We start from the raw sequence: 10,084 nt of genomic DNA, 5'->3' as shown, positions 1-10,084 counted from the left end.
CGACCGTCACCGGCCTCGCGGCGGCACGGCTGCGCGCGCGGGGCGCCGACGTGGCGGCGTACCGGCTGCTGCGCTCGCGCCCCGGCGTCCTGGACCAGTCGGGCCTGGGCGCGGCGGCGCGCGCGGCCAACCTGGCGGGCTCCATGGCATGTCGCCCCCACGCGCTGCGGGCCCTGGCTCGCCGGGTGCCGCGAGCCCGCTTCGTGGTCTGCGACGACGTGCTCACGACGGGCTCGACCGCCCGCGAGGCCCAGCGCGCGCTCGAGTCGGTCGGTCTGGTCGTGGTCGCCGTCGCCACGGTGGCCGCGACCCGACGGCGGGGCGCGCCCGACCGGGCGATGCACAGCGAAACTTCAGACCCCTGCCTTTCGCCGCACCCCGGCACGGACTAACGTCTTGTCATGGAGTCCGTCCGGGTCCGTGGTTGCGCCGTTCTGGCAGTGCCGGGACGGCTAGCCGATGCCAGTCGCAGGCGAAACGGTCCACGTAAGGCGCGCACCGAGCCCGCTCGGGGCCGCCGATCACGGTGCGGCTTAGAGGTAAGTCCTGCCTCGCCCCACGCGTCAGATGCGCGTGCCGGTGGGAGAAGGTCAGTAGTGGCATCCAAGCTGCGAGAGCCTCAGCAGGCGGTTGTGGGGTCGAAGACCAGGTCGGCCGGGCGGACTTCATGCACGCGAGTCGACAACCAACTGTTTCAACGGGAGGTTCACCATGGAAGCTGTCTTCACCGGTCGCAACTGTGAGCTGTCGGAGGGATTCCGCGCCCACGCCGAGGAGAAGCTGAGCAAGCTCGAGAAGCACGACCACCGGATCATCCGGGTGCACGTCGAGGTCGACTGCGAGCCCAATCCGCGTCAGCACGACCGCGCCGTCCACGTCGAGCTCACGGCGTTCTCGAAGGGCCCGGTCATCCGGGCCGAGGCCGCCGCCGACGACAAGATGGGAGCCCTGGACCTCGCCCTCGACAAGATGGCCGCGCAGATGCGCCGCGCCGCCGACCGGCGCCGGGTGCACCGCGGCCGCCACGCTCCCGTCTCCGTCGGCCAGGCCCTCGCCGGCCTCGAGGTCATCGAGGACGAGGAGCCCGCCGACGACGCCGTCACGGAGCGTCAGGTCGGCCCCATCACCGTGACCGGTGACGGACCGCTCGTGGTCCGCGAGAAGACGCACCCCGCCTCGCCGATGACCCTGGACCAGGCCCTCTACGAGATGGAGCTGGTCGGGCACGACTTCTACCTCTACGTCGACAAGGACAGCGACCGACCGGCGGTCGTCTACCGCCGCCGCGGCTACGACTACGGCGTGATCTCGCTGGACGTCGCCGCCGAGTGACCCGTTCGGGTCATGCCAGGTGGTCCGTCCTGGCTACGGACGGACCACCTAGGCCCCCCGAACGTGTCATGATGCGCGGGTGGCTGAGAGGGACGAACCCATCCGTGTGCTCGTGGTCGACGACCAGGAGCTCTTCCGGCGCGGCCTGACGATGCTGCTCGGCGTCGAGGACGGCATCGAGGTCGTGGGCGAGGCCGGCGACGGGATCGAGGGCACGGCGCTGGCCGAGACGGCCGCACCGGACGTGGTCCTGCTCGACATCCGGATGCCCAAGCGGTCCGGCATCGAGGCCTGCGTGGCCATCAAGGAGACCGTCCCGTCGGCCAAGATCATCATGCTGACGGTCTCCGACGAGGAGGCCGATCTCTACGAGGCGGTCAAGAGCGGCGCCTCGGGCTACCTCCTCAAGGACTCCTCCATCGACGAGGTCGCCCAGGCCGTGCGGGTGGTCGCCGACGGCCAGTCCCTCATCAGCCCCTCGATGGCGGTCAAGCTGATCGACGAGTTCAAGCAGATGACGCGTCCGGCCCGGGACAACGTGCCCGGCCTGCGGCTCACCGAGCGCGAGCTCGAGGTGCTCAGCCAGGTCGCCAAGGGCCTCAACAACCGCGACATCGCGAAGTTCCTCTACATCTCCGAGAACACCGTCAAGAACCACATCCGCAACATCCTCGAGAAGCTGCAGCTGCACTCCCGCATGGAGGCCGTCATGTACGCCGTCCGCGAGAAGCTGTTGGAGCTGCCTTAGTCCGAGCTCGCTCGGACTAAGAGAGCAGCGAAGGTCGAGCAAGCGACGCGACCGAGCTTGCGAGGTCGCGCGAGCGCGTCGAGACCCGGTGAGACGAACGCCGACGGCGGGGTCGCGCCGTCGGGGCCCCCGTCGGCGGCACGTGGTTGAGTTCGGGACGTGAAGGCCCGCCCCACCTCGCTGTCGCAGTCGCAGGCGCGCCGCATCGCGCTGGCCGCGCAGGGATTCCTCGACCCGCGCCACGAGCCGCCGACGATGCGCACCTTCCAGCGCACCCTCGAGCGCACCGGGGTGCTGCAGGTCGACTCGGTCAACGTGCTGCAGCGCGCCCACTACATGCCGCTCTACTCGCGGATGGGCCCCTACGACGTCGACCTCCTGCGCCGGGCGGCGGAGAAGCGGCCGCGCCGCGTGGTGGAGTACTGGGCGCACGTCCAGGCGTTCGTGCCGGTGGAGCTCTGGCCCCACCTCCGGTTCCGCATGGACCACTACCGCGCCAGACGCGGCAAGTGGGCGTTCGTCGGCTCCGACCCGGGGCTGGAGGCCTCGGTGCTCGCCCGGCTGCGCGAGCGGGGCGCCTCCACGGCCCGTGACCTCGACGACGGCCTGCCCCGGAGCAGGGAGCACTGGGGCTGGAACTGGTCGGAGACCCGCAAGGTGCTCGACCACCTCTACCTCGTCGGCGACGTGGCCGTCGCGGGCCGGACGAGCCAGTTCGAGGTGCGCTACGACCTCACCGAGCGCGTGATCCCGCCAGACGTGCTCTCCCGCGCCACCCCGACGCCCGCCGAGGCCCACCTCGAGCTGGTGCGCCGGGCGGCGCGCTCGCACGGGGTGGCCACCGTGCGCTGCCTGCAGGACTACTACCGCATGCACGTCGACCAGGTCCGGCCCGCGGTGGCGACGCTGGTCGAGTCCGGCGAGCTGCTGCCCGTCACGATCGAGGGGTGGAAGCGGCCCGGCTACCTCCACCGCGACGCCCGGGTCCCGCGACGGGTGGGCGCCCGCGCCCTGCTCAGCCCCTTCGACCCCGTCGTGTGGGAGCGCGAGCGGACCGAGCGGCTCTTCGACTTCCACTACCGCATCGAGATCTACACCCCGGCGCACAAGCGGGTGCACGGCTACTACGTGCTCCCGTTCCTCCTCGGCGAGCGCATCGTGGCGCGGGTCGACCTCAAGGCGGACCGTCGCACCGGCACGCTGGTGGTCAAGGCCGCCTACGCCGAGCCGGGCGCGCCGCCGGAGACCGCCGAGGAGCTGTCGGCCGAGCTCGAGGTGCTCGCGGGGTGGCTGGGCCTGGGCTCCGTGGCCGTGGAGCCGCGAGGGGACCTGGCGGCACGACTGCGGTTCGGGGTGCTGGGTAGAGTGTGAGGGCCGCTCCCACGGCCCGCATGCTGCCAACCCAAGGAGTCATCCCGTCGTGCCCGTCATCATCGACAAGCTTCTCCGCATCGGCGAAGGAAAGATCCTCCGGCAGCTGCAGAACATCTCCAAGGCCGTCAACGCGATCGAGGACGACTTCGTCGCGATGAGCGACGACGAGCTGCGCGGCATGACCGAGGAGTTCAAGGCCCGCTACGAGAAGGGCGAGACCCTCGACGACCTGATGCCGGAGGCCTTCGCCACCGTGCGCGAGGCGGCCAACCGGGTCATCGGCCAGCGCCACTACGACGTCCAGATCATGGGCGGGGCCGCGCTCCACCTCGGCAACATCGCCGAGATGAAGACCGGTGAGGGCAAGACCCTGGTCGCGACGCTGCCGTCGTACCTCAACGCCATCTCGGGCAAGGGCGTGCACGTCGTCACGGTCAACGACTACCTCGCCAAGTACCACGCGGAGTGGATGGGACGCATCCACCACTTCCTGGGCCTGACCACCGGCGTGATCCTGCCGGAGATGCGTCCGGCCGAGCGCCGCGAGGCCTACAACTGCGACATCACCTACGGCACCAACAACGAGCTGGGCTTCGACTACCTGCGCGACAACATGGCGGGCTCGATCGAGGAGTGCGTGCAGCGCGGCCACAGCTTCGCCGTCGTCGACGAGGTCGACTCCATCCTCATCGACGAGGCGCGGACCCCGCTGATCATCAGCGGGCCCACCCAGGACGAGGTCAAGTGGTACGGCGAGTTCGCCAAGATCGCCAAGACGCTGGTGCGTGACACCGACTACGAGGTCGACGAGAAGAAGCGCACGATCTCGGTCCTCGAGCCCGGCATCACCAAGGTCGAGGACCACCTCGGCATCGAGAACCTCTACGAGTCGGCCAACACCCCGCTCATCTCCTTCCTGCACAACTCGATCAAGGCCAAGGAGCTGTTCCGCAACGACAAGGAGTACGTCGTCATGCAGGGCGAGGTGCTCATCGTCGACGAGCACACCGGCCGCATGCTGTCGGGCCGCCGCTACAACGACGGGCTGCACCAGGCGATCGAGGCCAAGGAGGGCGTGACCGTCCGCGAGGAGTACCAGACGCTCGCGACCGTGACGCTGCAGAACTACTTCCGGCTCTACGAGAAGCTCTCCGGCATGACCGGTACGGCCATGACCGAGGCCTCCGAGTTCGACAAGATCTACAAGCTCGGCGTCGTCCCCATCCCGACGAACAAGCCGATGAGTCGCATCGACCAGGCGGACCTCGTCTACCGCACCGAGGAGGCCAAGTACGACGCGGTCGCCGACGACATCGCGGAGCGCCACGAGGAGGGCCAGCCGATCCTGGTCGGCACGGTCTCGGTCGAGAAGTCCGAGTACCTCTCCGACCTGCTGAAGAAGCGCGGCATCCCGCACACCGTCCTCAACGCCAAGGTCCACGCCGACGAGGCGAAGATCGTCGCGATGGCCGGCCACAAGGGCGCCGTCACGGTGGCCACCAACATGGCCGGTCGAGGCACCGACATCATGCTGGGTGGCTCGGTGGAGTTCCTGGCCGACCAGGCGCTGCGCGAGCAGGGGCTGACCCCGGCCGGCGAGACCGCCGACGAGTACGAGGCCGCGTGGCCCGCCACCCTCGAGCGCATCAAGGAGCAGGTCGGCCTCGAGCACGACGAGGTCCGCGACCTCGGCGGCCTCTACGTCGTCGGCACCGAGCGCCACGAGTCGCGCCGCATCGACAACCAGCTGCGTGGTCGCTCCGGCCGTCAGGGAGACCCGGGCGAGTCCCGCTTCTACCTCTCGCTCGAGGACGAGCTGATGCGGCTCTTCAAGTCCGAGTGGGTCGACCGCGTCCTGCAGATGCTGAAGATCCCCGACGACGTCCCGATCGAGAACAAGCGCGTCACCGGCGCCATCGCCAACGCGCAGGGCCAGGTCGAGTCGCAGAACTTCGAGTCCCGCAAGAACGTCCTCAAGTACGACGACGTCATGGACCGCCAGCGCCAGGTCATCTACGCCGAGCGTCGCGAGGTGCTCGAGGGCGCCGACCTGGAGGAGCAGATCCGCACCTTCATCGACGACGTCGTCACCGGCTACGTCACCGGCTCGCTCGCCGAGTTCGGCGAGGAGTGGGACCTCGAGCAGCTGCGCACCGACCTCGGCCAGATCTGGCCGATCGGCGTCGACTTCGACCAGCTCGAGGAGGAGGCCGGCGGCCGCGCCAACCTCGACCGCGACGAGATGATCGACGTGCTCAAGAAGGACGCCCACGCGGCCTACGACGCCCGCGAGGCGGAGATGGGCGAGGAGGTCATGCGTGAGCTGGAGCGGCGCGTGCTCCTGTCCGTCCTGGACCGCAAGTGGCGCGAGCACCTCTACGAGATGGACTACCTCCGCGAGGGCATCTACCTGCGCGCCTACTCCCAGCGCGACCCGCTCGTGGAGTACCAGCGTGAGGGCTTCGACATGTTCGCGGCCATGATGGACGGGATCAAGGAGGAGGCCGTCGGCTTCCTCTTCAACCTGGAGGTCCAGGTCGAGGAGGACGACCACGAGGGTCACGACCACGATCACGACCACGGCGACGACGAGGTCTACGAGCCCCTGCTCCAGCCCGAGGGCACGGTGCAGCAGCACGCGCCGGCCATCCGGGCCAAGGGCCTCGACCGCCCGTCGGCCCCGGCCAATCTCGCCTACTCCGCCCCGAGCGAGGACGGCGAGGCCGAGGTCACGGGCGTCACGGCCGCCAGCGCCGACGACGAGTACGCCGGCGTCGGCCGCAACGCCAAGTGCCCCTGCGGCTCGGGCAAGAAGTTCAAGCAGTGCCACGGCGCCCCCGGCGGCCCCACCGGCCTCACGGCCCGCGCCTCCGGCTGAGCCACCAGGAGACGACACCCAGGGCGGCGACCACACCAGGTCGCCGCCCTCGGCCGTTGGTCGAGCGCCCGTCGAGACCCGGTGACCCAAGCGCCGACCCCACGGTGGTTGAGGTGCGAGCGCAGCGAGCCTCGAAACCACGTACCGGTGGTCGAGCAGCGAGGAGCGCCAGCGACGAGCGCCCGTCGAGACCCCTGCACCTCTGACTGTCTCCTCTGGGCCGGACTGGGGTGGGGCTGGTGTGACTGGAGGTGCGAAGACCGACACTCCACGTCGGCAGTTCGCGTCGGCAGCGACGGCGGTGAGCGTGCCAGACACCCTGGTGAGCCCGAACTGCCGACATTGCTGACCACCGCACGCCGGACGCGGCCGCCCACCAGGCATCCCACTCTCCCGGTAGCTGCCAGGACCGCAACCCACAGCGGCGCCGCAGCCCGCGACCGAGACCAGCGCAGCCCTAGCTCCAGTCCAACGCCGTGCACACCCACCTGGGCCCGCGCGCCTCGAAGCGAGCGGCGACGGCGCGCGAGCGCTCGCCGTAGCGGACGTGGATGCTGGCCTCGAACGCCGCGTCGTGCAGGAAGCACGTGTGCACGCTGACGACGCGAGGCCGGGTGGGCTGCACGCGGGCGTGGCCGGGGGTGTGGCCGCCCGCGCGAGCCACGAGGACCGCCCGGCGGTCGAGGTCGGCGAAGACGTCGCGCGTGGTCCAGCGCAGAACCTGGGTGGAGGGGCGGTCGCCGCCGACGATCTCCACGATCGCCTGGCCGAAGCGGCGGGCCCACTCCTCGGCGCCACGGCGGCGGCCCGCGGCGATCGGGACTACCGGTGCCACGGGGGGCTCGCGGCGGGGGAGGAGGTCCAGCGCCAGGGTGCCCTGGGTGGACGCGAGAGGCACCGGCACCCGGAGGGGCACGACCTCGGTGATGTGGCGGGACATGGGGTTCTCCTCACGGGGTGGGTCGGTCGGGCAGGACGAGGCGCTGGCCGGGCCGGAGCAGGTCCGGGTCGGGGCCGACGGTGGTGCGGTTGAGCTCGTACAGCCGCCCGCAGTAGGCCGCCGTGGCGGCGTCGCGCGCGTCGGGGCCCAGCTGCGCGGCCGCGATCGCCCAGAGGGAGTCACCCGGGGCGACGGTGACGATGCCGGGCCGGGGCGCCGACGTACGGTGGGGCTGCGGGCCGCCCAGGGGCCGGTCCGGCAGCGGGAGCCCCTGCAGGGTCGATCGGCCGGGTCGGTCGGGATCCTGGTGGGCCGCGTCCGGGCTCGCCACCGACGGCGCGGCGGTCGCGCCGACCAGCGCCACCCCGCACAGTGCCAGCAGCGCACCCCGAGCGGCCCGAGGGACACCGGGGGTCGGTCCCGGCACGGGCGAGCGCCACACCTGGACGACGACCACGCTGGTGACGAGCCACCACCAGCAGCCGCAGAGCGCCAGCGCCGCGGCGCAGCCGGAGACGAGCAGCGCCTCGAAGTCGCCTGTGCGGGCGGGGGACAGGTCCGGGGCGCACCAGCGCAGCAGCAGCGCGAGGCCCAGCGTGGTGGCCGCCTCGACCACGGTGCTGCGGAGGCGACGTCCGGTCCCGAGACCGTTCATGGTCGAATCCTTGCGTTTGCCTACGTTTGCTTCAGTAGACGTCTACTCGTCGCCATCGTCAAGCGGCTCTCCACCGCCGTAGGCTCGGCGCATGCCCTGGGAGGACGAGCTCTTCGAGGTGCTCGACGACCTCGAGCAGCAGGCGGCGGCGCTCTACGACGCCGAGCGCGCTCCCGAGCTCGCCGACCGCAGCCGGGCGGAGTACCAGCAGGTGACCCTGGCCGCGCGGCTGATGGCCTCGCTGGACCGGGACGTCGCGCTGGACGTGCGGGGCCTCGGGACGCTGACCGGGTCGCTGCGTCGCGTCGCGTCCGGCTGGTGCCTCCTGGGCGGCGCCGGTCAGGACTGGCTCGTGCCGCTGCCCGCGGTGACGGCGGTCACCGGAGCCTCCGAGCGCGCCGTCCCGGAGGTCGCGTGGTCGCCGGTGTCGCGGCTCGGCCTCGCCTCGCCGCTGCGGCGCCTGGCGGAGTCCGGCGAGCGCTGCGTGCTGCACACGGTCGAGGGGCGGCGCCACGAGGGAGCGCTCAGCCGGGTCGGCGGCGACTTCGTCGAGGTGGTCGGGCCCTCAGGACGCACGGTCCTGGTCGCCTTCGAGGGCCTCGCGGCGGTGCAGAGCCGCGACTAGCGGGACGGGCGGGGGAGGCCTACGTCGCGTCGGAGTCGTACGGCGGTAGCTCGCCGTCGTCGAGCGGGCGCTGGCCGCGGGTGAGGCCGGCGGCCTGCTCCGACTCGGCGTCCTCCATGGCCTCGATGATGTGCTTGCGCACGATCGTGCGGGGATCGAGGTCGCGCAGCTCGAGGTCGGCGTAGTCGGGGCCGAGCTCGTCACGCAGCTCGTCGCGGGCCGAGTTCGCGAAGTCGCGGGCCTTGCGAATCATGCCGCCGGCCTGCTTGGCGAGCTCGGGAAGCTTGTCGGGTCCGAAGACGAAGATCGCCACGAGCGCGATCACGGCCAGCTCGAGCAGCCCGACGTCGAACACCGGTCAGAACTTGCTGGTCGGCGTGAGTCCCAGCTGCATCCCCGCCAGGCCGCGGCCGCGACCCGAGAGGCGGTCGGCGATCGCCGTCAGCTCCAGGGCGCCGGGCGCCGTGGGGTCGGAGTCGACGATCGGCTTGCCGGCGTCGCCTCCCTCGCGCAGCGACACGTCCAGCGGGATCCGGCCGAGCACCGGCACCTCGTAGCCGAAGCGGGCCGACAGGGTCTCCGCGACCCGGTCGCCGCCGCCGGAGCCGAAGATCTCCAGGCGGTGGTCCTTGCCCTCGGGGGTGCAGTGGGGGCAGGGGAGGTAGCTCATGTTCTCGACGACGCCGACGACGCGCTGGTGCATCATCGAGGCCATCGTCCCGGCGCGCTCGGCGACCTCGGCGGCGGCCTCCTGCGGGGTGGTGACGACGACGACCTCGGCCCCGGGCAGGTGCTGGCCCAGCGAGATCGCGACGTCGCCGGTGCCGGGCGGGAGGTCGAGCAGGAGCACGTCGAGGTCGCCCCAGAAGACGTCGGCCAGCATCTGCACGAGCGCGCGGTCGAGCATCGGGCCGCGCCAGGCGACGACCTGGTCGCGGCGCGGCTTCAGCATCCCGATCGAGATCACCGAGACGCCGCTGGGCGTGGGCACGGGCATGATCAGGTCGTCGACCTGGGTGGGCCGGTGGTCGGCCACGCCGAGCATCGCGGGGACCGAGTGGCCGTAGATGTCGGCGTCGACCACCCCGACCTTGAGGCCCTGCTTGGCCAGGGAGAGCGCGAGGTTGACGGTCACCGAGGACTTGCCGACGCCGCCCTTGCCGCTGGCGATCGCGTAGACCTTGGTGAGGGAGCCGGGCTGGGCGAAGGGGATCTCGCGGGCGGCCTTGCCGCCGCTGAGGACCTCCTTGAGGCCCGAGCGCTGCTCGGCGCTCATGACGCCCAGCTCGAGGTCGACCCCGGTCACGCCCGCCACGCCGCCCACGGCACCGGTGACGTCGCGGGTGATCGTGTCCTTGAGCGGGCAGCCCGCGACCGTGAGGAGCACCTTCACGTGCACGAGGCCGTCGTCGTCCACGACGACCGTGTCGACCATGCCGATCTCGGTGATGGGGCGCTTGATCTCGGGGTCGTTGACGGTCGCCAGTGCGGCGTTGACCTGCTCGAGGGTGGGAGACGTCATGATGCCCTCC

The 10,084-nt window shown here is 71.3% G+C and carries 10 protein-coding genes; 6 read left to right on the top strand and 4 right to left on the bottom strand.

Annotation, left to right across the window (positions count from 1 at the left end; translation table 11 throughout):
• The 5 genes from IRQ30_RS05715 to secA all read left to right on the top strand — a co-directional run.
• The coding region (locus IRQ30_RS05715) for a phosphoribosyltransferase family protein (RefSeq protein ID WP_264674576.1) at positions 1-392 on the top strand (392 nt) is incomplete at its 5' end.
• Between the two features lie 319 nt (positions 393-711).
• Positions 712-1,332 carry a ribosome hibernation-promoting factor, HPF/YfiA family gene (gene hpf / locus IRQ30_RS05710; RefSeq protein ID WP_193612019.1) on the top strand — a complete coding sequence of 207 codons (621 nt, stop codon included), beginning with the start codon at positions 712-714 and terminating at the stop codon, positions 1,330-1,332.
• A gap of 79 nt (positions 1,333-1,411) precedes the next feature.
• Positions 1,412-2,080, top strand: a complete 669-nt coding sequence (locus IRQ30_RS24110) for a response regulator (protein WP_338089583.1) — start codon at positions 1,412-1,414, stop codon at positions 2,078-2,080.
• A gap of 159 nt (positions 2,081-2,239) precedes the next feature.
• Entirely contained in the window at positions 2,240-3,451 is a 1,212-nt protein-coding gene (locus tag IRQ30_RS05700) for a winged helix-turn-helix domain-containing protein (protein ID WP_338089582.1), read from the top strand.
• 49 nt (positions 3,452-3,500) lie between these two features.
• Positions 3,501-6,332, top strand: coding sequence for a preprotein translocase subunit SecA (gene secA / locus IRQ30_RS05695; protein ID WP_193612018.1), 2,832 nt, complete (start codon positions 3,501-3,503; stop codon positions 6,330-6,332).
• Positions 6,333-6,789: 457 nt separating this feature from the next.
• Here the strand turns inward: secA and IRQ30_RS05690 are convergent, their stop codons facing one another.
• Positions 6,790-7,272 carry an Rv3235 family protein gene (locus IRQ30_RS05690; protein ID WP_193612017.1) on the bottom strand — a complete coding sequence of 161 codons (483 nt, stop codon included), beginning with the start codon at positions 7,270-7,272 and terminating at the stop codon, positions 6,790-6,792.
• 10 nt (positions 7,273-7,282) lie between these two features.
• Complete coding sequence (locus IRQ30_RS05685) at positions 7,283-7,927, bottom strand: LysM peptidoglycan-binding domain-containing protein (protein WP_193612016.1); 645 nt, start codon at positions 7,925-7,927, stop codon at positions 7,283-7,285.
• Between the two features lie 91 nt (positions 7,928-8,018).
• Between IRQ30_RS05685 and IRQ30_RS05680 the strand changes: the two genes are divergently transcribed.
• Entirely contained in the window at positions 8,019-8,552 is a 534-nt protein-coding gene (locus IRQ30_RS05680; RefSeq protein ID WP_193612015.1) for a hypothetical protein, read from the top strand.
• A 19-nt stretch (positions 8,553-8,571) separates the two neighbouring features.
• Here the strand turns inward: IRQ30_RS05680 and IRQ30_RS05675 are convergent, their stop codons facing one another.
• Both IRQ30_RS05675 and IRQ30_RS05670 read right to left on the bottom strand, forming a co-directional pair.
• Positions 8,572-8,907, bottom strand: a complete 336-nt coding sequence (locus IRQ30_RS05675; protein ID WP_193607317.1) for a sec-independent translocase — start codon at positions 8,905-8,907, stop codon at positions 8,572-8,574.
• Positions 8,908-8,910: 3 nt separating this feature from the next.
• Positions 8,911-10,074 carry an Mrp/NBP35 family ATP-binding protein gene (locus tag IRQ30_RS05670; RefSeq protein ID WP_193612014.1) on the bottom strand — a complete coding sequence of 388 codons (1,164 nt, stop codon included), beginning with the start codon at positions 10,072-10,074 and terminating at the stop codon, positions 8,911-8,913.
• Positions 10,075-10,084: the final 10 nt, after the last annotated feature.

This window comes from Nocardioides lijunqiniae (genome assembly GCF_015024225.1).
GTDB lineage: Bacteria > Actinomycetota > Actinomycetes > Propionibacteriales > Nocardioidaceae > Nocardioides > Nocardioides lijunqiniae.
This window is presented reverse-complemented; position numbering and strand designations above follow the sequence as displayed.